12 protein-coding genes are annotated in these 23,999 nt (G+C 74.2%); 1 reads left to right on the top strand and 11 read right to left on the bottom strand.

The window, feature by feature from the left end:
- Nucleotides 1-19 precede the first annotated feature (19 nt).
- The 3 genes from POL25_RS28280 to POL25_RS28270 form a co-directional block, all read right to left on the bottom strand.
- On the bottom strand, nucleotides 20-892 hold the full coding sequence (locus POL25_RS28280) for a hypothetical protein (RefSeq protein WP_272089342.1): 873 nt from the start codon (nucleotides 890-892) through the stop codon (nucleotides 20-22).
- Between the two features lie 411 nt (nucleotides 893-1,303).
- Nucleotides 1,304-2,005: a hypothetical protein gene (locus tag POL25_RS28275; protein WP_272089341.1), complete on the bottom strand. Its 702-nt coding sequence runs from the start codon at nucleotides 2,003-2,005 to the stop codon at nucleotides 1,304-1,306.
- A 342-nt stretch (nucleotides 2,006-2,347) separates the two neighbouring features.
- Nucleotides 2,348-4,693, bottom strand: coding sequence for a serine/threonine-protein kinase (locus tag POL25_RS28270; protein WP_272089340.1), 2,346 nt, complete (start codon nucleotides 4,691-4,693; stop codon nucleotides 2,348-2,350).
- Nucleotides 4,694-4,808: 115 nt separating this feature from the next.
- On the opposite strand from POL25_RS28270, the gene POL25_RS28265 reads away from it, so the two are divergent.
- Nucleotides 4,809-5,573: a DUF1264 domain-containing protein gene (locus POL25_RS28265; protein WP_272089339.1), complete on the top strand. Its 765-nt coding sequence runs from the start codon at nucleotides 4,809-4,811 to the stop codon at nucleotides 5,571-5,573.
- Between the two features lie 192 nt (nucleotides 5,574-5,765).
- Here the strand turns inward: POL25_RS28265 and POL25_RS28260 are convergent, their stop codons facing one another.
- From POL25_RS28260 to POL25_RS28225, 8 genes are all read right to left on the bottom strand, one after another.
- Complete coding sequence (locus POL25_RS28260) at nucleotides 5,766-6,947, bottom strand: pectin acetylesterase-family hydrolase (protein ID WP_272089338.1); 1,182 nt, start codon at nucleotides 6,945-6,947, stop codon at nucleotides 5,766-5,768.
- Between the two features lie 634 nt (nucleotides 6,948-7,581).
- Complete coding sequence (locus POL25_RS28255) at nucleotides 7,582-8,820, bottom strand: sigma-70 family RNA polymerase sigma factor (protein ID WP_272089337.1); 1,239 nt, start codon at nucleotides 8,818-8,820, stop codon at nucleotides 7,582-7,584.
- Between the two features lie 235 nt (nucleotides 8,821-9,055).
- Complete coding sequence (locus POL25_RS28250) at nucleotides 9,056-9,652, bottom strand: DUF4142 domain-containing protein (RefSeq protein ID WP_272089336.1); 597 nt, start codon at nucleotides 9,650-9,652, stop codon at nucleotides 9,056-9,058.
- A 698-nt stretch (nucleotides 9,653-10,350) separates the two neighbouring features.
- Complete coding sequence (locus POL25_RS28245) at nucleotides 10,351-11,160, bottom strand: hypothetical protein (protein WP_272089335.1); 810 nt, start codon at nucleotides 11,158-11,160, stop codon at nucleotides 10,351-10,353.
- Between the two features lie 6 nt (nucleotides 11,161-11,166).
- Nucleotides 11,167-12,345, bottom strand: coding sequence for an AAA family ATPase (locus POL25_RS28240; protein ID WP_272089334.1), 1,179 nt, complete (start codon nucleotides 12,343-12,345; stop codon nucleotides 11,167-11,169).
- A 43-nt stretch (nucleotides 12,346-12,388) separates the two neighbouring features.
- On the bottom strand, nucleotides 12,389-16,954 hold the full coding sequence (locus POL25_RS28235) for a hypothetical protein (protein ID WP_272089333.1): 4,566 nt from the start codon (nucleotides 16,952-16,954) through the stop codon (nucleotides 12,389-12,391).
- On the bottom strand, nucleotides 16,951-22,350 hold the full coding sequence (locus POL25_RS28230; protein ID WP_272089332.1) for a hypothetical protein: 5,400 nt from the start codon (nucleotides 22,348-22,350) through the stop codon (nucleotides 16,951-16,953). Before POL25_RS28230 ends, POL25_RS28235 begins: the two co-directional genes overlap by 4 nt.
- A 72-nt stretch (nucleotides 22,351-22,422) precedes the next feature.
- Complete coding sequence (locus POL25_RS28225) at nucleotides 22,423-23,739, bottom strand: hypothetical protein (protein WP_272089331.1); 1,317 nt, start codon at nucleotides 23,737-23,739, stop codon at nucleotides 22,423-22,425.
- Nucleotides 23,740-23,999 lie beyond the last annotated feature (260 nt).

The following is a 23,999-nucleotide window of genomic DNA, read 5'->3' as shown; positions in this document are numbered from 1 at the left end:
AGGTCCCGCCTGGTCCGATTCAGAATTGGAGCGTCCAGGTCGCCCCGATCGACGACCGGCCGAGGGTCGGCGCGAAGCGCTGGGCGGCGGACCGGCGCCGCAAGCCGACGACGAGCAGCGCGACGCCGGCACCGAGCAGCACGGGGGCGGCGTAGAGGCCGGCGGTGGCGAGGGCGTCGGCGGACTTGCCACGGGCGTGGATCTCCGCGCACTCGCCGACGAGCGCTCCGGTGTCACAAGTCCGCGAGGGCGACTCGAAATCGTCCTCGTGGGCGCGCAGCCGCGTGAGGCCGGCCCCGAACATCGCCAGCATCGCCACGCCGGCGCCGAGAGCCACGCCACCGCCGATCACGAGGCCCTTCCAGGGCTTCGGCGGGTCGGGTCGGACGGGGGGTGCGGGGGCGGGGCGTTCGGGCTCGACCGGGGCGGGGGCGGGCTGGAGCTCGGCGAGCCGGGCCCGCAGCGATCGCCGGGCCTCGGCGACCGGGGCGGGCAGCTCGAGGCCGGGATGGGCGGCCGCGTGGGCGTCAGCGTAGGCGTCGAGGACGGCGAGCGCCTCCTCGAGCAGCGGCGGCGAGGGGTCCTGGGCCAGGGCTCGCTGGTAAGCGTCGACGATGTACTCGTAGATGCCGGCGCGGTTGTCCCGGTGCTCGGCGGTCTCGGGCAACAGGTCGGCGGTGCGGGTCCAGGTGCGCGCGGCCGCCGGGTAGTCGCGGCGATCAAAGGCGTCCTGGCCGCTGCGAAAGCCGGCGTCGACAGCGGCAGGGTCCGGGGCGGCGGCAGGGGCGGCGGAGGCGGTCGGGAGGGCGAGCAGGGCCGCGAGCAGGCCAGCCAGCGCGGCGCGCCACAAAGGGTCCGGGCGGCCGCGCGGTCTTGCTTCGAGGAAGGGCACCTCGGGCGCACGATACACCATCCCCCGGGGGGCGATCGCAACGGCGAGATGAGGTGTGGAGGCTGCGGTGGCGAGGGGCTGGTTGCGGCGGGGCCGGGGCCGCGGGGAGGCGCCATTCGGGCGTGTTCGGGGGATTCGGCGGGGTCTGTCTGCCTTTGAGGACTGGGTCGCGCAGGGCTCGCGGATCACCGGGTGGGGCGATCCACGAGCACCCGCATCCGATCGCCGGCGCGGACGGCTGGAATGCGTCGCTCGAACGGGCAGGAAGCGAGTCTCATGATTCGGTCGGCCGAAGCCGGCCCATGGGCTCGCGTTCGCGGGCACGACACCGGCGCCTGTGCGTATGTTTGAATGGACATGTCCTCGCGTTCAGGCGCGAGGCATCGACGAGGACTCGAGGCGGCGGCGCGGTTATTCGCAGCGGGGGCCCATGGCGACGCAGTCGGTCCACCACTTCTCGATCTTCATGCATTCGGCGTAGTGCGACCAATCGTCGTGGTTCTCGAAGCAATTGTCGAAGAACGCGGCGTCGACGATCGTACAGGTCTGGGCCGGGGTGAACACCTCGGTGCTGCTGTCGGTGTCGCTGTCGAAGAAGCTGCCCGAGAAGTGCTCGGCGAAGGTGACGGTGCGATCGGCGTGGACGATGATGTTGGCCTTGTCCAGCGAGCCGCCGTTGGCGACCTGGGTGTTGATGCCGTAGACGTAGCGGCCCGGGGTGGCGTCGCGCAGGCCGGTGAGGATGCAGCGCTCGATGTCGAGGAAGCCCTCGGGCCCGTCCCAGTGGCCCTGAGCCTCGCCGTCGCCGTGGAAGAACTCCTCGCACACCATGGGCACGGCGCAGGCGCCGAGTTGGTCGAAATCTTCGGAGTCGCCGGTGGTCCCGATGCTGGTGCCCGGCTCCGAGGTCGTGCTCGAGCCGGCGGTGCCGGTGGTGGTCGTATCGGTGGTGCCGGTGGGCGGATCGCCCGTGCTCGTGGTGGTGCCGGTGGTCGGCGGGTCCGTCTCGGTGGTGGCGGCGGTGGTGGGCTCGCCCGTCTCGGTGTCGTCGGATTTTCCGGGGCCGCAGGCGGCCGTGAGCACGATGGCAAGGGTAATGATTCCGCGATGCATCGGCGGACCATACCGCGGAAGATCGGCGGCGACGAACACGCATTGCGGTGAGACGCATCGGGGGTCGACCGAGGACGCGTGGCCTCGCGCGCACGCTGCGTGAATCAGGCGGAGGACGGCTGCTGCGGCGGCGGCCTGAGGCGCTGTGGGCGGGCGCGGACGGCATTCGCGCGGCGTGGCGGGGCGGAATCTTCGGACATGTCCGTTCGGACATGTCGAAGGTTCACGGCAGGCGCGGCGGCCATTCACCGGCAGGGGCTTGCCGGTGGCCGTATCGCGCGCTCACGGCAGGCGCGGCGGCCAGGCGCCCGGCAGGGGCTTGCCGGTGGCCGTATCGCGCGCTCACGGCAGGCGCGGCGGCCATTCACCCGGCTGGGGCTTGCCGGTGGCCGTATCGCGCGCCAGCTTGGCGCGGGTGAACTCCTGGCCGGGCAGCAGGTCGGGCAGGCGGTTGGCGTGGGTGACGGCGTCGGCGTAGTGGCGGTGGGCCCGGCTGCGCTCGGCGGCGGCGGCGGCGAGGTCGGCGAGGGCGAGGTGGAGGCGGGCGAGGGCGGCGTCCTGGCCGGGCAGGGCGGCGCGGATCGCCAGGGCTTCGCCGAAGCGGAGGCGGGCGTCGGCTTTTTCGCCGAGGCGGAGGTGGAGGCGGGCGCGCTCCTCGAGCACGTCGGCGACGGCGGGGTGGCGCGGGAGGCCGGCGAGCAGGGCGAGGGCCTGGTCGAGGTGGGCGCGGGCCTCGTGGTTGCCGCCCTGGAGCGCGAGCATGCGGCCGCGCAGCATCTCGACGCGGGCGGCGGTGGCGGGGCGGTCGTCGGCGCGGCCGAGGGTGTCGCGCAGGAGCATCTGGGCGCTGGTCGGGTCGCCCTGGGCGGCCAGCAGCTCGGCGCGCAGCAGGGCGACCTCGGTGAGGCGCCTGGGGTCGCGCAGGCGCTCGGCGGTGGCGCCGGCGAGGCGGGCCACGACCTCGTCGCCGGTGCATTCGGCGAGGTAGCGCTGGACGTCGGCGACGAGGTCGTCGTCGCGGTGGGTGATGGCGAGCTGGAGCGCGGACCCGAGCTGGTCGCGGCCCTGCTGGGCGAGGCCGCGGGCGCACGAGACGTGGCCGAGCAGGGCGGCCGCCTCGGCGCGCAGCGGGTCGCCGCCGACCTCCTTGAGGACGCGCTCGACCTGGCGGGCGGCGTCGCTGGGGCGGCCGGCGAGGGCCGAGACGCGGGCCTCGTCGAGGGCGGCGGCGAGGTCGGGGGCGGGGGGGCCGGGGCCGACGAGGTTGCCGGGGTCGAAGCAGGGGGCGATGGCGGGCAGCGACTCGGCCAAGCGCTCGGCGTCGCCGAGCTGGCTGGGGCGCAGGCGCGCGAGGGCGCCGGTGACGACCGCGAGGTCGCGGGTGCGGCGGTCGAGGCAGGCGCGGTGGCGCTCGCGCAGCGGCTCGGCGGCGAGCGGGCCCGAGCAGGCGGCGGCGCGGGCCCGCCCGAGGTCGGCGGCGTAGCGGTCGAGCTGGGCGCCGGCGCGCGCGGCGGTGGCGGCGGCGAACGGCAGGTCGATGCCGTCGAAGGCGCCGGCGAGGCTGGTGCCCGGCGCGGGCAGCTCGGCGGCGGCGGCCCACTCGCAGGCGTGGTCGACGCGCGGACTGGCGGCGGCGACGATGACGGCGCACAGGCCGGCGAGGCCGGCGGCGAGGATCAGGCCGACCCGGCGCCGCCGCGGCGGGGCGACCAGGGCCGCCAGCAGCGCCTCCATCGAGGGGTAGCGCTGGGCGGGGTCGGCGTGCAGGCCGCGCACGAGCACGGTGTAGATGCCCGGCGGGACCTTGGCGTCGCGCGGGGGGGCGGCGATCTGGCCGGTCATGACGCGCCGCTTGAGCTCGGCGCGGGTCTCGGAGGCGAACGGGTGCCAGCCGTAGAGGCCGCGGTAGAGGGCGACGCAGAAGGCGAACTGGTCGCTCTTTTCGGTCGCCTTGAGGCCCTGGAACTGCTCCGGGGACATGTACGAGGGGGTGCCCATGAGCGCGCCGCTCTGGGTCAACCGCGAGCTGCGCTCGAGGTCGTCGGCGCTGACGTTGTCGGGGACGTCGGCGGGGGCGTCAGGGTCGGGGGCGCTGCGGACGAGGCCGAAATCGACGACGCGGACCCGGCCGTCGTCGCCGACGAGCACGTTCTCGGGCTTGAAGTCGCGGTGGACCATGGCGCGGCGGTGGGCGGCGGCGAGGCCCTCGCCGGCCTGGAGATAGGCGTCGAGCACCTGCCGCCAGGTCCGCGGGGCGGTCTCGAGCCATCGCCGCATGTGCACGCCGCGGACGAACTCCATGGCGATGAAGACCCGACCCTCGAAGTTGCCGGTCTCGTAGACTTGGACGACGTTGGGGTGCGACAGCTGGGCCAGGGCCTGGGCCTCGCGGAGGAGCCGCGAGGAGGCCCGCTCGAGCCCGCCGCCGCGGTCGAGCCGGACCAGCTTGATGGCGACGTCGCGCGCGAGCTTGTCGTCGTAGGCGAGGTAGACCTCGCCCATGCCGCCGACGCCGAGCGACTGCAGGACCGCGTAGCGGGCGATCCGGTGCGGCTGGGCCGGCGGGGCGGCGGCGTCGCGCCCGAACAGCTTGGCGTGCGCCGCGGCCTTGATCCGCCGGACCTCGCGCGCGGCGATGCTCTGGGCCGCGCGCGAGGCGTCGTCCGGGGCGTCGCCAGGGTCGGGCATGGCCGGCAGGATAGCCGAAGCGCGCCGGACCGGCCCGTTCGCGCCCGTGCCAGCGCGCCCGGGGCCGGGGCGGGCGCGGCGATGACCGCAATCGCAGCAAGATGTCCTGAAGGACATGTCCCGAGGTGCCGGCGAGCGGCCGGCGACGGCCCGGCCGCTGGCGCGCAAGCGCAGCCGGGGCCATGGCCACGACATGCGAGGGGCGCTCCCGGCCCGCGCCCGGCTGCCGCTGTGCGCGCTGCTCGGGCTGGCGGGCTGCCACGGCCGCGGCGGGCCGGCCGGGTCGGCCGTGAAGGGCGGCGGCGCGGCCGGGGACGGGCCGGCGCGCCGCGACGAGGCCGCCCGCTCGGCGACGATCCGCGCGCTCGAGGGCGGGACGCTGGGGCCGCAAGATCGGACGGCGATCGAGCAGCAGCTGCTGGTCCTCGACGGCTACACGCGGGCCAAGCGCGAGACGACCGAGGAGGGCCTGCCGGACCGGGCGCTGTTCTTCTGCGGCCAGCACAACGCGGAATTCAGCCAGTGCGTGCTGTTCGACGGGACCGACGCGGGGGCGCACCTGACGGGGGTGGAGTACGTGATCTCGCCGCGGCTGTACGCGACGCTGCCGGCGATCGAGCGCCAGTACTGGCACGCGCACGCGGGGGAGGTCGACAGCGGGGTGCTGGTGGCGCCAGGGCTGACGGGGGCGGCCCACGCAGAGCTGATGGGCGAGCTGCGCGAGACGTACGGGAAGGGCTGGCGCACGTGGAACACGGCGGTCGACCCATTGCCGTTCGGCGAGCCGCGGCTGATGTGGTCGATCGCACCAGGCAAGCTCGGGCCGGCGACCCGCTCGGAGATGCGCTCACGCTGGACGACGACGCCGCGCGAGGAATGACGAGAGGAGCGAGCTGCGGTGATTCGTGGTCCTGGAGGCGCGACTCGCCCTGGCGTGACTTCCGCTTCGCCGGCGGGGCGAGGCGAAGGATGACCTCGATCGAGGCGCGGCGGATCGAGCCGTCGCGCACTCGCCGAGAATCGTCGGCGCGGATCCGAGTGCCATGATTGGGGGGCCCGGATCCTCCGCCGGTCACGGGTCGACGCTGGCCCAGGCGGGGTCGTCGGCGACCATCTGGCCGAGCCAGGCCTGGAGGTCGACGCCGGCGCTGAGCAGCGGGAACGGGGCCGTGAGCAGGACGTGGCCGACGGCGTCGACCAGGAAATAGCGGGCGTGCTCGTGGGGGGCGACGCGGGATTGCACGATCTCGGCGATCGCTTGCGGGAACTCGTCGAGATCGAAGCCGAAGTAGATCGGCACGATCCAGTCGCGGGTGTACGAGAGCAAGGCCCAGCGCTGGGTGGTGTGATGGGCCCCGTAATAATCGTAGAGCGCGCCGAAGGTCTCGCGGCATTCGGGGCAGTCGGGCGGCATCGAGGCGGCGAGGTTCCACTGGGTGCGCCAGGTGTCGGACAGCTCCTTGGCCAGGTAGGGCGGGTCGAGCGGGGGGCCGGAGTCGTCGACGAGGTCGACGCGCACGTCGCCGAAGGCCGCCTGCACGCGCCACCAGTGGAAGGTCGAGCCGTAGCCGCCGGCGCTGGCGCCGACGAGGTAGGCCCGCCCGGCGTCGGCGAAGGTCGGGACGATCCGCTCGAGGTAGGCGCGCAGGTTGGCGCCGCCGACGTGCATGGTGGTGCGCTCGCCGTAGGTGACGACGTTGTCGCCGCCGTGCATGTCACCGGTGCAGTACGGGACGTAGACGTAGCTCATGTCGCGGAACGGGTTCATCGGGTCGTCGCGGTCGAAGATCTGCGCGGTGGCGACCTTGGGCAGCTGCGGGTCGAACTCGGCGGCGAACTCGGCCTCGCCGTAGCCGTCGGCGACGTGGGCGCTGGCGTTCATGGTGTAGCAGGTGGCCTCGTCCCAGCAGGCGCCGCCGCCCTCGAGGTAGAGGACGACGCGGTCGCTGCGGCCGGTGAGGTTGACGGCGATGCCGGTGGTTTCACCATTGGCACAATAGGCGTCGGGGAACGGGACCCACGTCCAGGTCTCGGCCGGGGCGTCGATCGCCGCGCCGCTCGGGTCGCCTTCGCCGGTGGTCGGCTGCCCGGTTCCCGCGGTGGTGTCGTCGGTGCTCGCGGTGGTGTCGTCGGTGCCCGCGGTGGTGTCGTCGGTGGTGCTGTCGGTGGCGTCGCCGCCGTCGCCGCCGCACGCGGGTGAGACGAGGACGAGCAGGATGGCGAGCGACGCGAGCGATGCACGAGGGAGGGACATGCGGCGGAAAGTAGCCGAAGCGGCCGCGGGGCGCCTGCGTGGAGCTCCCAGCGCGAATTCCGGGGAGGTATGAATGTGTGGCGAATCGCGACTGTGGCGATTCGCCACGCGGGAATCACCGGATGTCTCGAGGGACAGGTGATTCCGGAGCGGGAGCCGCGAAAGCGAGCGTGCGCGGCAGCCGCTGGCTGCCGTGCTCCAGCGGCGCGCTGGAGCATGGCATGTCCCGAGAGACAGGTCGATGACAGAGCTTTGAACGGAGGCGCGCTCCGGCGTGGGTGCGGGGCGAATCGGGGGACAGAGCTTGAACGGAGGCGCGCTCCGGCCGGCCGTGGGTGTGGGGGCCGACCGGAGCGCGTGAGGTGGGGGAGAGGGAGAGCTGTCCTGGGGGACAGCTCCTCTTCATCTCAGAAGAGGGAGAAAGAGAGACGCGCTCCGACCGGGCCATGGCTGCGGGGCCGGGTCGGAGCGCGCTGAGGTTTGGGGGAGAGGGGCAGACCGGTCGGCGACGCGAGCGGGAGATCGTTTCCGCGGGCGAGCAGCGGAGCTCGGCCCGTTTGGGTGCGAAGATCGACCTCGCGAAGCGGGCGAGCGGGAAGACCTGGGGTCCGCGCCGCGCCGCCGACGGCCCTTGTCACATCAGTTGTCGGCGCGAGAACTCGGCGCGCAGCTTGGCCAGCGCGCCCTCCTGGAGCTGACGGATCCGCTCGCGCGACAGCGAGTAACCGGCGCCGATCTCCTTGAGCGTCATCTCGTCCTCGCCGTCGAGGCCGACGCGCTTGCGCAGGATGTCGGCCTCGAGCGGGGAGAGCTGGGCGAACACCTCCTGCAGCTGGGAGTGCATGAGGTCGCGGTCGAGCACCTCCGACGGGGCGACGTGGTCGGGGTCGGCGACGGTGTCGACGAGGCTGGCCTCCCCGTCGCGCGAGGCGGGCAGGGCGAGGCTCAGCGGGGTCTCGATGAGCGACCAACCCATGCGGGCGATCCGCTCGACGCTGACGCCGCTGACGACCGACAGCTCCTTGTCGGTGGGCTCGCGGCCCTCGCGGGCCTCGAACTCGCGGCGGGCCCTGGTGACCTTGTTGCACGCGTCGACCATGTGGACCGGCAGGCGGACGCTGCGGGCCTTGTCGGCGATCGAGCGGCTGATGGCGTGGCGGATCCACCACGAGCCGTAGGTCGAGAAGCGGCAGCCGCGGGCGGGGTCGAAGCGGTCGACGGCCTTGATCAGGCCGAGGTTGCCCTCCTGGATGAGGTCCTGCAGAGGGACGGTGCCGCGGTGGAAGCGACGCGCGAGGGCGACGACGAGGCGCAGGTTGGCGCGCACGAAGGCGTTCTTGGCGGCCATCAGCGCGGCGTGCTGCTTGCGGACGTCGGCGGCGAAGCGGGCGAAGGGGAGGCTGCCGCGGCGGGGCGGGTTGACAGCGAGCGCGACGGCGGCCTTGCGGTCGCCCTCGAGGCTGTCGAGGTCGGCGAGGATCGCGTCGGCGAGCTCGTTGTCGACGTCGGCCGCGAGCATGGCGACGGCGAGGTCGTTGCGCGCGGCGTGGAAGGCGTCATGGTGGCAGCGCAGGTCGCGGTCGCGCAGCGTCCGCGAGGTCGTCTCGAGCGCGTCGAGGGCGTCGACCGGGCAGGTGTCGTCGTCGAGGCGCTGGCGCACGAGGGCGCAGATCGGGCCGACGAACGGGGGATAGTTGAGGATCGCCACCCAGAGTCCCTTGCGCAGGTCGGCGATCTTGAGGGCCGCGGTGGTCTCCTCGTCCTTCGTCATGACGTTGACTTCGGCGAGGTCGCGGAAATACGCGGTGAGCGGGCGATGGGCGGAGTCCTGGGCCGGAACCCTGGTGTTCTCGGTGGCGAGGTCGCGCAGCATGGTGGTCTCCTCTCAGTGCCGGGCAGGATCCGCAGGGAGGGCCGTGGACCGTAAGAAGTGTCCGTCCGCGGCTCGAAGGGTCGCTCGAGGTAGCATTAATGGGTCGGTATCGGGGGCGAGGTGGCGGATCCTGCCCGGCTCCGGGCGCCGAACGGCGGGCCCAGGCGATCGTGACGGTGGCGATGTCAATTCAAGCGAGGCGGTAGTTCAAGCGAGAAGCCAGGGGTGCCAGGCGTCACTTGCCGGTCTTGAGGCTGTTGCGCATGTCGACCGCGAGGTTGTAGTGACTCTCGACGATCTTGCGCACTTCCTCGAGCTCGTCCCGCAGCTCGTCGGTCTGCGCGAAGGGGATGAGCTTGTTGTCGAGCGCGGACAGCCAGGTGGCGTGCACGTCGACCTGAATGTCGATGTAGGCCTTGTCGAGCGAGTCGCCCTTGTCGATCTTGCCCATGGTGTCGAGCTTCTGCTTCGAATCCTGCTCGATGTCGCTGGCGAGCCGGCTGGTCGTGGCGCGCAGGTCGAGGGCGTCGCGGACCTTCTTTTCGCGCTCACGCACGAATTCGTGGTCGTTGATCATCATGGCGGCGAACTCCTTGACCTTCTGGGTCTTGGCCCACTTCTTCATGTATTCGCCGTGGGCAACCGCCTCACCATTGATGGTGTCGAGGACGCCGAAGATCTCGTCATCGGCCGTGTTCCGCTCCGACGGCGCAGTCGCGGCCGGGGAAGGTTCCACGACCGGCTCCGGCGTACTGGTGTCCGGAGAGGTGCGCGAGCAGGCCGCGGCGAACACGAAGGAGAGCATGTAGAGGGTCTTGTTGCGGGGCTGCATGCACCTTGGCTGATCCAGAGGGGCACGACGAGCAATGAAAAATCGTAAGGTGACGAAGCGCGAACAGGCCCGGAAATGACGCGAGGGTCCGGAGAACGCTCCGATAACGGCGTTTGGCGGGCTCAGGAGCCAATCTGGGGGGCCGAGACCCGAGCCCGGTTGCGCCCGCTTTTCTCCTGGACAGCTGTCCGGGAGGGTGCGCGAAATGCGGGAATCTGGGGTGGTGCGCACAGTCCGCAGGAGCCGGAGCTCAAGGATTTGGCGCTTGAACGTTGTTCTGATGCGGATCCGGACGTGCGTAGAAGCGGCACCGGGGGGGCATTCTGCGGGCGCAGACTCTCCCCGGACCGTCAAAATAGGGAGGGCGGCGAGCGGACTGATCCGCATCGAATGGGAAATCCTGGCAGTTCGCGCCGCAAGAGGTCGCTTCGCCGGGGATGGATGCGAGTCCGCGAGCGCGGAATGTGCTGAGGGAGAGTGCGGGCAATGGAGCCGGGTGCCGCCGGACCGCGGGCGCGGGGAGCATCTTCAGCGAGGAGAGGAGGATGATGCGAGCGACGCGGATGTGGAGGCATCGACGAGGCCGATGCTTCGCGAATGTCACCGAACCCGAGCGGACGCGGCAGCGTGCCTACCAAGGGACGCGGTGGCGTGAGCGTGCGTGCGCCTCGAGCTCCTCGGCGGTCCCTCGCCCGCTGTCACGAGGCGCGCGGCAGCACGTGCGAGAGCCGGCGGGCGATCGGGTGCGCCAGGAGCTGTGCGGCCTGCTCGGGATCGGCGAACAGCTGCCGCAGGATGTACTCACCCCATTCGTCCTTGGCGTTGGCCCAGGTCTCGCGGATCTGTCGGCGGACCGGCGGGCGCGGGCGAATGCGTCGCAGGGCGGCGATCGCTGGTTCGAGCAGCTCGGCGCTCGGATCGCGGAGGTCCGACCGACCCCACCCGCTCGGCCAGCCCTCCGGATCGGTCGTGAGGCCGAGAGCGCGGCGCAGGGCCCGGCCGTCGCGGGCGAGCAGCGCCTCGAACATCGGCTGCATGCACAATGCGAGGACCGAGCCGGGGGTGACGCGGCTGTGGTTCGCGCCGCTGGGAGGCAGGCCACGGAATCGCTCGAGCGCGGCGGCCCGCCGGGCGGCGTCCCTGGCCCAACCGGTGCCCTTCAACAAGGGCGACTCCGAGAGCTTGCGATAGAGGTCGATCTTCTCGTCCCAGGCGCAGCGGCGCTGACCTCGATCGATCGGCTCGAGGTCCCAGGCGATCACGAGGGCGTCGACGTCGGGGTCGAGCTTCTCATTGCGAAGGAGTGCCTGGATCTTCGCGTCGAGGCCGGGGGCGGAGCTGCTGGTGCGGAGGCCACGGAGCCGCGAGATGGCGTCCTTGCCGATCGGGACGATGAATTGGACGGGGGCGCAGCCGAGCGCGGGCAGGAGCGTGCCGTTCCACAGGCGGGCGCAGTGGTCCTTGCTGCCGAGCGGGGCGCTGCCCTCGACGAAGAGCGCGATGCGCATGAGCGTTCAGGACTCGAGCAGGTCGAGGTAGCGCCCGCCAGGACGGACGCGCGGGTCGCTTTGCTGACTGGCAGGATCGTCGGCGAGGCGGGTGTACGTGGTGTCGCCGAGGGCTCGGCGCACGACCAGGACGTCGTCCACTTCGACGTCGTCGAGCAGCCACGGCGAATGGGTGGTGACGAGGACCTGCACGCCGCGCAGGCTGGCCTCCTTGAGGTAGCCGAGGACCTTGCGCACGGAGATCGGGTCGAGGCCGTTCTCGACCTCCTCGATGCAAAGGAGGCTGGGGCCAGGGCGATGGGCGAGCAGGGCGAAGATCGCGGTCATGCGCCGGGTGCCCTCGGAGAGCATCCACGAGGGGATCCGAAAACTCTTCTTGCCGGCGGGCCCGCGGTAGACGATGTCCTCGTGGAGCGCGTAGTTGCCGCTGCGGCTGTCGCCGCCGCGAAAGACCTCGACGCCGTGAAAGTCGGGGAGCACCGACCGCAGCATGTCGGCGAGCTCCTCGCGGCCTTCTTCGCCCAGTTCGTCGATGAGGGCCGGCAACATCGCGCCGCGCTCGTCGAGCAGCGGCGCGAGCGAGGGTCGGCGGAGGATGCCGCCCTGCGCGAGGTCGGTCGGCTCGAGGCGCAAGAAGACCGCGTTCTTCCAGAACTCGGCGATGTCCGAGCCATGGAGGGGCAACTGGGGATCGACCATCAACTCGTCGATCCGCGACAGCGCCAGACGATCGCTGAGGTCGAACTTGCCCTGCGGGGAGAAGCGGACGTCCTGCTCGTGCCTCTCGGTCCATAGGACTTCGCTCGGCGAGCTCCCGGGTCGGCCGATCTGCAGCCGCTCGGAGCCGACAGTCGCGATGTCTTCGAATACTTCGACGACATTGCAATGATGGTCGGCGAACGCTCCCTCGGCGGACTCCAGTCGGGTGTGGAGCTCGAAGCCGCGAGCGCCCTTTGCGTAGCGGTGATTGACGAGATCGGCGATGCCGTTGTAGCGGTCGCAGGCGGTGTTGACCGTGCCGCGAATCGCGGCGTCGATCCATTGCAGCCCCTCGAGCAGGGTGCTCTTGCCGGCGCCGTTGCGGCCGATGATCACGTTGAACGGGCGCAGGGGGACGCCTTCCAGCGCATAGGCCGCCTTGAAGCGGTGCAGGCTCGCGTGGGTGAGGCGGAGGGGCGTCGGCACGGGTGCGGCGAGGGTAACAGGTCGACCTCGCGGCCCCAACGGGTCACGGCGAGCCGTTGCGGTGGCGGAGGCCGCGGATGAGCCAGCCGCCTTTGGCGCGGCTGTCGAGCTCGCGCATGACGGCGGCGGCGCGGGCGTGGCTGATGCGGAGGGTGACGAGGTCGCGCATGACCTGGCGGGCGATGTAGTAGCGGCGGGCGCCGTCGATGAATTCGACGCAGCTCTCGAGCCAGCCGAGGAATTTGTCGTGGCGACCGCCGCGGGCGGGGCCGGCGGAGAGGTCGGCGAGGCGGGTCTGATGGAGGGCGCGGGCGCGGGCGGCGGCGAAGCTCTGCAGCTCGGCTTCGCCGTCGTAGGGGATGCGCTGCTCGAGCTGGGCTGCGACGAGGCCGGCGTCGACGAGGCCGGGGTCGGGGGGCTGGGCGAGGCGCTGCAGGGCCTGGCGGCGGACCTCGGGCTCGTGGCTGGCGAGGGCGAGCAGGTTCTGCTGGGCGAGGTCGAGGGCGGTCCAGCGGTAGACGAAATCGAGGCCGGTGCCCTTGATGTTCTGGGTGCCCATGAGGATGGCGCGCACGCCGGGCGGGACGGTGAGGGCGCAGCGGAGGATGACCTGGTCGCCGGTGGTAAGCGGGTCGACGACGACCTCGACGAGGTCCATGAACAAATGGCGATAGGCGTCGCGCACGGCGGCGTGGACCAGGCCGAGCGGCATGCCGGCGGCGCCGGCCTCGAAGGCGGCCTCGACGCGGGCCCGCAGGCGCACGCACACGGCCGTGCGCGCGAGCTGGCGCAGGAAGTGATCGGCGACCTCCTGCGGGCTGGCGAGGCGCACGCACTCGGGCGGGTCGCTGTCCTCGAGCACGTCCGCGGACTCGACAAGGCCGACCAGCCACGGGTTCAGCTCGTTGCGCACGACGGTCAGGACCTCATCGAGGTTGATGCTGGCGCGCGGGTCGTCGCCGAGGTAGGGCGCGCAGCGGCGGGCGATCTCGTCGCGCACGCCGGCGAGCGAGCGGCCGGCGCCGTGGCCGTAGATCACGAGCTGGCCGGGCAGGGCCTCGGCGGCGACCGGGCGCACGCGGGCGAGCAGGCGGGTCAGGCGCTGGTGGGCGCGCGCGAGGCCGGCTGGCCCATCGGACAGGTCGTCGCCGGTCACGACCTCCTGGGCGGCGAGGAAGCCGTCGAGGGCCTCGCGCAGGTAGCCGACCAGGCCCTGGGTGTTGGTGCCGATGAGCACGTGGCGGTCGGCGGCGACGTCTTCGACGAGCAGGCGGGCGAACACCTGCGAGCGGGCGACCCGGTCCTCGCGGTTGTTGACGACGGTGACGACGTAGCGGTCGGGCTCCTTGTCGAGGTCGAGGCGGTCGCAGCCGGTGCGGCGCCAGTTGGAGAGGAAGCCGGCGCGCTCGTTGGCCGAGCAGCCGTTGATGAACTCGAGCGTGCGGCCGGCCACGCGGGCGGGGCCGTAGCGCTTGAGCACGCCGAGGTCGGGGACCACGTGCTCGGCCATGGTGGCGATCGCCAGGGTGCGGTCGAGGCCGAGGTGCTCGGCGAGGCGGGCCACCAGGGCGACGTTGCGCGGGTGCTCGTCGTAGGGGATGAGCGCCAGCAGGTCGGCCGGCAGCAGGTCGCCGGCGAACTCGTCGACGGCGTCGAGGTCGCTGCCGCGCTGGCCGGCGGCCTGGCGCAGCACCGGCAGGAAGTTGATCTCGCTGGTGACGGTGCGCGCGGTGGTCGGCACGAAGCGGGCGATCACCTCGGCCACGTCCATCCCGGCCGGGCCCTGGATGTCCTCGTGGTCGGGGTAACAGTTGGTGATCGTCGCCGCGTCGTCGCGCATCCAGTGGTGCTGCAAGATCTCCACATAGGCCGGGTTGAGCGCCATGCACTCCCACAGGAACACGTCGCTGCCGGTCTTCGCGGCCAGGTTGAGCAGCGTGCGCTGCTCCCAGATCGTCGCCTTGCCGTACGGGCGGAACGTATAGATCTCCATCGCCTGGCCGCGCGGCTGGGCGTGGATGAACATGGCCTCGCAGCCGGTGGTCTTGGCGAACACGCGGTAGCCGAGGCCGTGGAACAGGCCGGCCTTGAGCCGCTCGGTGCCCGACTTGCCGCGGGTGCCCCAGCCGCCGATGACGAGCGGGATGGCGGCGCGGTCGCGGGCGATCGAGCGGGTGCGCAGGTAGGTGCCGATGAACAGCATGGCCGCGAGGGCGGCGAGGAAGTAGGCGAGCGCGGTCTGGCTGCTGCCGCTGAGGGTGAAGATGTCCCCGAGGACAGGTTGCGCGAGGTCGGGCAGCTCGGGCGGGGCGAACACCAGCAGGGCGCCGAGGCCGGTCATCGCCGAGGCGGCGGCCGGCTGCGGGGACGAGACGGCGCGCGCGACCTCGGCGGCGAGGCTCACCGACTGGGTCACGGGGATGTCGACGCTGGTGTAGACGGGCTCGCCGCGCGGCTCGCCGGCGCCGAACAGCTGCAGCAGCTGCGCGGGGGCCGTGCGGGCCAGCGAGGCGCAGGGGGCCGGGTGCGGCACGAAGTAGAGCTCGACGCCGTACTGCTCGCGCAGGACGCGGGCGTAGGCGGCGCGGGCGGCCGGCTCGAGGGCGTCGAGGGCCTGGCGGCGCAGCTCGGCGAGCTGGGCGTAGCGGACGGTGAGGCGCAGGTGGGCGGCGATCCGCTGCAGCAGCGGCCGGCGCCAGCGCAGCTCGGTGGTGCCCTGGCTGCTGACGACGCGCACGACGCGGGGACGCAGCACGGGCAGGCCGAGGAGGTCGTCGACGAGCGGGAGGTGACGGCCCCAGCCGCCCTCGCGCTCGCTGTGGACGCGCTCGCCGGGGACCTCGGTGGCGACGACCTCGTGGAGGCGGCCGGAGTGGGCCCGCAGGTCGCCGCGGAGGATCCGCCCGCGCACGTGCGAGAAGCCCTGGCGCTTGTTGGGGCCGGGGTGGCGCAGCTCGTGCCAGGCGCGCCACAGGCGGGCGCCCCAGCGGTCGCCGCGGCACAGGAGGATGCTGTCCTTGCGGACATGGGCGTCGATGCCCCAGTCCTCGCGGGTGAGGGCGGCGAGGATCCGCCCGAGCCAGGCGGCGTCGCCGGGGGGCGGCAGGTCGGGCCGCCGCAGCGACACGCGCACGGCGTGGCCGGGCGGGGTGCGCGAGAGGGCCTCGGCGAACACGTCGGTCCAGGCGCGGCGCGCCGGGTCGAGGGCGCTGTCGATCGCCTGCAGGGCGGCGGCGGCGGCCTCGTGCACGACCGGGGGGTGATCGTCGCGGGTGGCGATCGTCACCAGCGCGGCGCTGAGCCGGAGGAAGTTGCCGGGGTCGGCGTGCCAGGTGCCGGCGGACATCTTGACGATCTCGGCGCAGGCGAGCCGCAGGACCAACGGCGAGGCCTCGTCGGCGAGCAGGGGGGCGAGCAACGGGGCGTCGATGGGGCCGCGCAACAGGCCGCGCACGGCCGCGGCGCGCACGCGGGCGCTGCCGTCGCCAGCGAGGATCGTCAGCAAGGCGACGCCGCGCGGGTCGACCGGGCGGACCGCGACGGCGGCGGCGCACAGGCAGATCCGGACGTGCTCGCTGGCGTCGTCGACGGCGTTGAAGAGGATGTCGACGCAGCGGATCGGGTCGCGGCCGCGGGTGGCGCGACGGGCCAAAAATTCGACGACGAGGGCGCGCACGAGGAAATCGCGGGGGCCGCCACGAGGGCTGATGAGGCGCGCCTCGGCCAGCTCGAGCGCCTCGGCGGTGGGGGCGTAGCCGCGGTGCTCGCGGCGGGCCCCGGCGCGCAGGTGCAGCTGCGGGATGGCGAAGCGCGAGCCCTCGGGGGCGTCGAGCGAGACGCGGTCGAGCAGGGCCAGGGCGGCGGCCTGGACCCACGGGTGCTCGGCGGAGTCGCCGGCGCGGCCGCGGGCGGCGGTGGCGAGGCGGAGGTCGAGGTCGAGGTCGAGCTCGTGGGCCTGGCCAGCCTCGGCGAGGCGGTCGAGCAGGGCCGAGAGGGCTTCGAGACAGGCCAGGCGCAGGGTGAAGCGCGGCAGCCAGGTGAGCTGGCTGATCAGACAGGGGAACACCTCGGCGCGCTCGTCGTAGGCGACCTCGGCCGGGGCGGCGCCGACCAGGCGCACGGCCAGCTCGACCTGCTCCTCGAGCAGGGCCTGCTCGGCGGCCAGGCGCTCGCGCAGGGCGTCGTGGTCGAGCCAGCGGCCGAGCGCGCGCAGGTCGGCCTGGCGCTGGCGGAAGCCGCGGGCGTGGCGGCGGATCGCCGCGGCCAGGACCGCCTGCTGGGTGCTCGGGTCCTTGGCAGCCAGCGCGGCGGCCACCAGCTCGGCCTCGCGCGACTGCAGCAGGGCGTGCTCGCGGCGCAGCACATGAATGCAGAGACATGTCCTTGCGACAATGTCCTTGAGGGCATGTTCGGTGACGAGGGCGCGCCGCTCGGGGGCGCGGCGCAGGCCGGCGAGCTCGAACAGGTCGGGCCGCAGGGCCGGCGGGACGTCGGCGCTGGCGGCCAGGCGCGCGGCCAGGGCGGCGGCGGCCCGGGCCCGCAGACGCGCGGTCAGGGGGTCGAGGGGGCGGAGGATGGCCTCGGTGATCGCGTCGATGATGGCGGTCATGGTGTCGGCTCCTGGCGCCACAGGCGGTGCTCGCGGGCGGCGCGGAAGGGCATCTCGAGCGGGCCGAAGTCGCGCAAGCCACGACCGAGGGGCAGGTCGAGGCGCAGCCACAGGTCGAGGCCGTTGCGCGCCGGGTACAGCGAGGAGAGGTAGAGGTTGTTGCGGACGCCGAAGGCGAGGCGGACGCCGTCGGTGAGCCAGATGCCGACGCCGAGGCCGGCGAGGATCCGGCTGCGCAGGTAGGTCTTCTGGCGGTCGGGATCGGCGAGCCGCAGGGAGGCCTCGTAGTCGAGCGCGAACTCGGGGACGACGCGGCCGTAGAGGGCGAGGGCGCCGGCGATGCCGGCGTGCATGCTGACCTGGTCGACGCTGCGGAAGTCGCTGTTCGGCATCATGTCGGCGCCGACGACCACGCGCGCGTCCTGCCAGGCGACGACCCGCAGGTCGAGGGTCGGCCGGAACACCAGCGGATGATCCTCGACGTACCACTGGTAGACGCGCGGGTGCAGCTCGCCGCGCGCGAAGCCGTGGCCCTCGGCGAGCGACTGGTAGCGGTAGGCGAGGTCGAGGCCGGGCAACAGCTGCAGGCGCGGGGCCAGCCAGGTCGGGCGATCGAGGCGACCCTCGGCGCGCAGGCTCCACGGCTGCAGCGCGTGCTCGGTCTGGACCAGGCCGGCGGCGCTGACCCACGCGCGCAGGCCGGCGCGGGGGAACAGGGCCTGGAAGCCGAGGCGACCGCCAGCGACCAGAGCGGTGCCCTCGCGCGGGCGCAGCTCGGGGTTGACCTCGATCCACAGGCGACGCGCCAGCAGCTCGCGGGCCCAGCCGAGGCGGATGATGCCGGAGGCGCGCGGGCGCAGGTCGTCGCTGTCCTCGAGGTCGTCGGTGCCGAGGTGGAGGTCGACGTAGGGGGTGCCGAATTTCTGGACGTGGCGCTGGTCCGGCGGCACGGCGGGGGTGGGGTGCGGCGCGGGGGCGGGTGGAGCTGTCTCTTCGGCCAGGCGAGCCGGGCGCCGCCGCGGCGGTCGCGGCGGCGGCGGCTCGGCCTCGGCGTCGAGCCGCTGGTGCACGCGCACCATCGCCGAGCCGACGCCGGGGGCCAGGCGCATGCGCAGCGGGCCGGAGTCGGCGAGGGTGAGGACCTGGATCGGCGGGTGCAGGGTGAGGTCTTTGGAATTTTGGGCCAGGCCCGAAGGGACATGTCCCGAGAGACTTCCGAGCGGGCGGGCTGGGCCGAACGGCTCGCTGCCGCGGGCGAGGGCGACGCTGACGTCGGAGACGGCGTGGCCGTGGACCTCGATCTGGACGGTGGTGGGGCCCAGGACGATGAACTCGACGGGGCGGCGGGCGCGGGCGACGTGCCAGCGGTCGGTGCGGGCGGTCTGGCGGGCCTCGGGGCGGCGCAGGCGGGCCAGGCACAGGTAGGCGTGGCTGGCGTCGTCGAGCTCGAGGGTGACGGCGTCGCGGGCCGGGACCGCGAACTCGGCGAGGGTGAGGGTGCCGGCGGCGACGGCCTGGGTGTGCAGCAATTCCTCGCCCATCCAGAAGCGCACGCTGGGGGCGACGCCGCCGAGCTCGGGGCGGACCTCGCGGCACCACAGCTCGAAGCCGAGCGCGTCGTGACCGCGGGCGAGGTCGATCAGCACGGGCACGCCGGGGCGCAGCATGAGGGCGCCCTTGGCCGGGAACGGGGCGGCGAGCAAGGTGGCGCGGGTGTCGGCGGTGCCGGTGGCGGGCGCGGGCTTCTTGGGCAGGTCGACGTGCTCACGGCTGCCGCGTTCCTCGCTGAGGATCAGGTGCGACCAGCGACTGCGCTCGCCGGCGATGTTGGCGAGGCGGTCGAGGGCGGGGGTGCGGATCGCGGGGCGGACGCGCAGGGCCAGGCCGTAGGCGAGGCCGGCGCCGACGGGGCTGGTGGCAGGCTCGTCGAGCGCCGCGAGGGCGCTGCGCACGCCGGCGAGGCCGACCTGCCAGCGATCGGTGGCGGCGTAGACCCGGTGCCAGGCGCGGAAGGCCTCGTCGGGGCGCGCGGCGGCGTCGAGCAGGGCGGCCCGCAGCGCGAGCTCGGCCGGGTCGGCCTGCGGGCGGGCGGGTGGTTTCAATGGGAGGGCTTTGGCTGTCCCGGGGGACAGGTCGTGCGAGGATGTCCGAGAGGACAGGTCGCCAGGGGTCGAGGACGCGGCGGCCGTAGGCGCGGCGAGCAGCGAGGATGGCCGCGAGGACAGGTCGCCCGGAGCGAGGGAGGTCGAGGATGTCCCTCGGGACATGTCCTTTTCGGCAGCCGGAGCGAGGCCCCCGGGCGAGGAGGCGGCGGCGGCGCTCGCAGGCGCGGCGGGGCGGCGGGAGGACGCGGCGGGCTCTCGGGATGTCCCCTGGGACATGTCCTTCGTGGCGGGCGAGGAGCGTCCGGGTGTCTTTTGGGACATGTCGGACGCGGCGGGGGCGCTCGCGGGCGCGAGGGCGTCGAGGGCGGCGAGGCCGGCGGCGGGGCCGGCCTCGCGGGCGCGGGCGGCCGCGGGGGCCAGGCGGGCGAGGGCGAGGTCGTCGAGGCCGGCGGCCGCGAGCGCGGGGGCGACGAGGACCGGCACGTCGGTGGTGACGTCGATGTGGCTGGGGGCGCCGAGCGCCTCGATCCGGCGCCCGAGGGCGAGCGCGCGCGGGCGCAGGACCGGCGGCAGCGGGTGGGCGGCGACGCGGGTCCAGTCGGACAGGGCGTAGGTCCGCTGGTCGAGGTCGAGCAAGGCGCCGGCGCGGACGAGCAGCAGGTCCGGGTCGTTCGGGCGGACCAGCAGGCCGCGGCTGGCCCGCTCGAGCGCGGCGGCCGGGGTCTCGATCGGGCTGTCCCCGGGGACAGGTGAGTCGGGAGCGGTGGGCGCGGGCGGGCCGGGCTCGCCCGGGGTGCCGGCGGCGAGTGAACCGGTGAGAGTCTTTGAGGACATGTCCTCGGGGGCATGTCCTTTTGTGCCGGCGAGGATCGTGGTCTCGCTGCTGTCCTGGGGGACAGCTCCGGGCAATGGTTCGCCCATGCCGGGGGCGCGCACGGCGGCGGACACGGCGACCGCGGGGCCCGGGCCGGCGAGCTGGACCTCGAGGGCGCGGGCGCGCAGGTCGAGGGGGACCAGCACGCTGGTCGGGGGGCCGACGCGGGGGCTGCCGTCGAGCGGGATCGCCGTGCCTTCGACCGGGCGCAGCTCGACGCTGAAGCGGCGGCGCAGGCCGGTGTCGGTCTTGAGGATCAGGTCGACGCGGGTGGGGGTGACGGCATCGAGGGCGCGGATGTCGACGCGGGCGTGGGCCGGCTCGCCGGGCAGGACGAAGCGGGCCGGGTGCTCGGCGTCGGCGCGCCACAGGCGGAGCAGGCGGGCGTCGGGGGCGCGCGGGGGCGTGGGCGGCAGCGACGACCACACCTCGCTGCCGCTCGGGCCGGCGACCGTGAGCGCGTGCGGGCCGGGCGGCAGCGCCAGCTCGAGCAGCTCGAGCGGCGCCAGCGGCAAGGTCCGCCAGCGCGCGTCGTCGACCGTCACCGTCAGGCCGGCGGAGGCGCGGGCGTACAGCCGCAGCAGCGCCGGTCGCCGCGGCGCCTCCGGCAGCGGCGGGGCCATGACCGTTTGCACATGTGCGTTCGGCCAGGTCCACAGCGACGCGCTGGTCGGGGCCCGGGCCGGGTCGGCGGGCAGGTGCTCGATCCACAGCAGCGGCCGCGGGCCCTCGTCGCTCGGCTGCAGCGCCGACCAGCGCGTCGCCTGCCAGTGGTCGCGGTAGGCCGCGCGCAGCTCGGCGTCGTACGGGTCGAGCCGGCGGGCCCGCTCGAACAGCGCCAGCATCGGGCTGGCCAGCGGCAGCGGCGGGCCGTCGAGCAGGCGCGAGGCGGCCGCCAGCGCGCGGGCCGGGGCCTCGCTCGGGCGTGGGCCGAGCAGGCGGCGGGCCAGGCCGGCGTCGTCGGTGCCGGCCAGCAGCTCGATGCCGGCGGCGCGACCGCGAGCGGCGAGGTCGCGGTCTTTGACCATGTCGGCGGCGCGGGCCAGCGACCAGGCCAGCTGGCGGCGGCGGGCCGGCGGCAGGTCGTCCTGTTGCGCCTGCAACCAATCGTGGGCCAGGGCCAGCGGCGGCGGGCTCGGGCGTTTGGCGAGGGTCGGCAGCGGGCGGCCCTCGACCTGGGCCAGCAGGGCGTCGACCAGCGCGGCCCGGGGCGAGCGCGAGCGGGCCAGGGCGCGTCGGCCGAGGCGCAGCAGGTCGAGGGTGCTCTCGCGGCGCAGCGCGCCGGCCAGCCGCTCGAGAGTGCGGCCGGTCCGGACCCGCAGCAGCGCGGCGTCGCCGTCGAGCTGCAGGCGGTAGGTGTGAAGCCCGGGCGCGAGCGGCACGGCGAGCTCGCGCTCGGGGCCGCCGATCCGGCACTCGGCGGCCTCGGGCAGGCACGGGGTCTCGGGGGCGAGGCGCTCGCGGACCAACAGGCGGCCGCCGGCGTGCACCGAGAGGCTGGCCTTCGGGTCCTGTCCCAGGAGCCTGGCGGAGATCCACGCCACCCCCGGGCCGGTCAGCTCGAGGTCCCAGCTGCGATGGCCGGCGGTGCGCTGGAACGGGCGGCCGTCGAGGTCGAAGGGGGCGGCGTCGGCCAGCGGGCGCGGGCTCGTCTCGAGCGCGAAGGTCGGGCGGCCGGGCGGGCGCATGGCGGTGATCCGCTGGACCGCGGCGGCGCCGCGCCAGGCCCGGACGGCTGCCTGAAGGGACATGTCCTTCGGGTCACTTTTTAACAGGGCCGCGGCGATGGCCGCGTCGGCCAGCAGCTCGCGGCGCAGGTCGGCGAAGGTCGGCAGGTCGGGCAGCGGCGGCGGCGGTCCGCCGTGATCGATCCACTCGAGGGTCGCCCCGAGCACGTGCTCCCAGATCAGCTCGCCGGTGCGCGGCGTGGGGGCGAGGGCGGTGATCCGCGTCGGCTCGGCGGCGTGGACCAGCCATTCGCCGGGCCCGCCGGGCGGATGTTCCAAAAGCCATGTCCCCGGGGCCACCTCGATCGCCGGCTCGAGCACGGCGGCGCGGCCGGCCTCGGGCTCGCCGGAGCGGCGCCAGAACTGCAGCGGCGCGGGCCGACCCCCGCCGCGGACCGGCTCGGCGCGGATCTGCAGGACCGCGAGGGAGCCGAGGCGGACGATCGCGCCGGCGTCGGGGCCGACGACCGCGCTGGTGGCCGTGGGGGCCTCGGCGGGCGCGGTCGCGGTCCACGGCGCGGGGCCGGTCAGCGCCACCGGCACGACCTCGACCGGGCGCCACTCGACGGCGGCGCGCACGGCCGGGTCGGCCAGCGGCGCGGCGGCGCGGCCGGGGCGGGCGCTGGCGTCGTGGGGGATCAGCGCGGCGGCGGCGAGCAGCCACGAGGCGATGCGGAGGGCGGTGGACACGGGGTGCTCCTGCGGGGGAGGGGCCGAGAGCGACGCGCGACATGTCCCGAGGGAAATGTCGCGAAGGACAGGTCAGAGCGGGCGCGAGGGCGGGCCGAGGCCGAGCGTTTCATCGGGGTCGCGGGGGTCGGGGCGGAGCGCCTCGGCCAGGCTGGCCAGGGCCCGCGCGTCGCGCTGGATCCGCCGCCGCAGCTCGTGCGACAGCTCGATGTGGACGAAGCGGGCCGCGCCGCCGCGGGAGCGGACCAGCCGGCCCTGGGCGTTGGCGGTGGCGCCGAGGCGGGTGCGGTCGTCGGGGAACAGGGCGACCTCGACGCCGAGGCCGCCGCGCAGGCGCTGGGCGACCTCGCGGGTGCGGGTGGTGGCGGCGACGCGGTCGCCGGCGCTGACGACTGCGGCGGGGCCGAGTGGTTCGTCGTCCTCGCTGAAGCCGTGGATCTGCACGACCTCGACGCGCGGCAGGGCGTCGAGCGCGGCGGCGGTGGCGACCGAGAATAAATGCTGCGGGTTGTGGCAGGGGTCGGCGGGGGCGCCGTCGCGTTCGCGGCGCTGGCCGTCGGTGTCGAGGTAGCGGTGGACGGTGTTGACGAACAGCGCGCGCGGCCAGCCGTCGCCGCGCAGGGCCAGGGCGAGGGCGATCCGCTCGGTGCCGAGGTCGTGGAAGGCGTGCGGGGCCTGGAGGATGACGGGGCGCGCGGCGGCGGCCGGGCCGTCGTCGACGCGCACGAGGTAGGCGCCGCCGCCGGTCTGCTGGGTCCGCGGCTCGACGGCGGCGAGCAGGCGCTGGCCGGAGACGTACCAGGCGTGGACCTCGTAACCGGCGGCCCAGGCGAGCTCGCCGAGCGCCTCGGGCTCGGGGGTCGGCGTGGCCAGCAGGCCGCGCATCAGCGCCTCGAAGGCGGCCGTGCGCTCGGGGGTCGGCGGGACGTAGAAGGGCGGCGGCGGCTCGGTCCACAGCCGTTGGCGGAGCTCGGTCGGGTCGATCATGGTGTAGGCGTCGAGCGGCCGGGCCGGCGGACGCGGGCGCTCGCCGGTCAGCGCGGCCGAGGCAGGCTGGTCTTCGGGACCTGTCCATGGGGGCATGTCCGTACGGTCATTTTTGAACAGGGCGCGCGCGCCCCAGCCGGGCCGGTCGGGGTCGGTGCAGTCGCAGGTGCTGCCCTGGCAGCCGGCCGAGAGCGCGAGGACGATGGCCCAGCCGCGCGCGCCCGGCGGGCGCGGCGGCGGGTCGGCGAGCGGGGAGCTCGGCTGGCCTTCAGGACAGGTGTTGCGGAGGTGGGCGGGCTGGCCCGCGGGACAGGTGGCGAGCGGAGGCTGCAGCGGACCGCCGGCGGCGAGCTGGGCGGGGTGGCCGGGGGGGCGCGCGGCCCGGGCCGGGTGGGCAGGCACGGCGGGCGGGCGCGGGGCGGCGGGGCGCGAGCGCGGGTCGATGGATGGGTTCGCTGCCGGCAGGGCCGCAGGCGAGCTGGCGATCTGTCCCGAGGGATAGGTGGCTTGTAGGGCGAGTGACGGGCTCGCGGTCGGGGAGGGTGAATGGGCGAGCTGTCCCGCGGGACAGGTGGCTTGTAGGGCGGGACAAGAGCTGGGCGACGCGGGGGTAATGGCGAGCTGTCCCGAGGGGTAGGTGGGCCGTAGGCCTGGCGATGGGC

It is taken from the genome of Nannocystis bainbridge, assembly GCF_028368995.1.
GTDB lineage: Bacteria > Myxococcota_A > Polyangia > Nannocystales > Nannocystaceae > Nannocystis > Nannocystis bainbridge.
Note: the sequence above shows the minus strand (reverse complement) of the source record. Positions and strands in the feature narration are given on the sequence as shown.